The sequence below is a fragment of the Drancourtella massiliensis genome (assembly GCF_016900655.1).
Lineage (GTDB): Bacteria > Bacillota > Clostridia > Lachnospirales > Lachnospiraceae > Sellimonas > Sellimonas catena.
This window is the reverse complement of sequence record NZ_JACJKH010000070.1, coordinates 1-1453: the sequence shown is the minus strand read 5'-3', so window position 1 is coordinate 1453 and position 1453 is coordinate 1. Positions and strand designations below refer to the sequence as shown.

Genomic DNA, 1453 nt, shown 5'->3' with positions numbered 1-1453 from the left:
GAAGCAGTACCGGAAGGAGCTGTGGACTGTATGGAAGAGAGAATGCCGGAATGAGTAGCGAGAGGAAGGTGGGAATCCTTCCGGCCGAATATCCAAGGTTTCCAGGGTAAAGCTGATCTGCCCTGGGTAAGTCGGGACCTAAGGCGAGGCCGAGAGGCGTAGTCGATGGACAACAGGCAGAAATTCCTGTACTGCTGTACAACAGAACTGTGGGGACGCAGAAAGAGAGCGCGAGCCGGGAATGGAGAGACCGGTGCAAGCGGGGTACCAGTCCGGTTGGAAAAACCGCCGGGCAATGGGAAGACGTGATGCGGAGCGAAGAAAAAGTAGTGAAGCGCGTGAGCTGGCTGCCAAGAAAAGCCGCTATTGTTTGTACAGTACCCGTACCGTAAACCGACACAGGTGGATGAGGAGAGAATCCTAAGGCCGACGGGAGAAGCATTGTTAAGGAACTCGGCAAAATGACTCCGTAACTTCGGGAGAAGGAGTGCCAGTGAGAGCTGGCCGCAGAGAATAGGCCCAAGCAACTGTTTAGCAAAAACACAGGTCTATGCAAAACCGAAAGGTGAGGTATATGGGCTGACGCCTGCCCGGTGCTGGAAGGTTAAGGGGAGAGGTTAGCGCAAGCGAAGCTTTGAACTTAAGCCCCAGTAAACGGCGGCCGTAACTATAACGGTCCTAAGGTAGCGAAATTCCTTGTCGGGTAAGTTCCGACCCGCACGAAAGGCGTAATGATTTGGGCACTGTCTCGACAATGCACCCGGTGAAATTGAAGTACCAGTGAAGATGCTGGTTACCTGCGCCAGGACGGAAAGACCCCATGGAGCTTTACTCCAGCTTGATACTGGGATTCGGTATTGCATGTACAGGATAGGTGGGAGGCTAAGAAGTAAGGACGCCAGTCCTTATGGAGCCGCTGTTGGGATACCACCCTTGCGGTATTGGGTTTCTAACCAGCAGCCGTGACCCGGCTGGGGGACAATGTCAGGTGGGGAGTTTGACTGGGGCGGTCGCCTCCGAAAGGGTATCGGAGGCGCTCAAAGGTTCCCTCAGAATGGACGGAAACCATTCGAAGAGTGCAAAGGCAGAAGGGAGCTTGACTGCGACACCGACGGGTGGAGCAGGTACGAAAGTAGGACTTAGTGATCCGGTGGTATAAAGTGGGATTGCCATCGCTCAACGGATAAAAGCTACCCTGGGGATAACAGGCTTATCACTCCCAAGAGTTCACATCGACGGAGTGGTTTGGCACCTCGATGTCGGCTCATCGCATCCTGGGGCTGAAGTAGGTCCCAAGGGTTGGGCTGTTCGCCCATTAAAGCGGTACGCGAGCTGGGTTCAGAACGTCGTGAGACAGTTCGGTCCCTATCCGGCGTGGGCGTAGGATATTTGAGAGGAGCTGTCCTTAGTACGAGAGGACCGGGATGGACCGGCCGCTGGTGTACCTGTTGCA

1 rRNA gene is annotated in these 1453 nt (G+C 54.8%); it reads left to right on the top strand.

Annotation, left to right across the window (positions count from 1 at the left end):
- A 23S ribosomal RNA gene (locus H6A32_RS15730) occupies positions 1-1453 on the top strand; the annotation flags it as partial.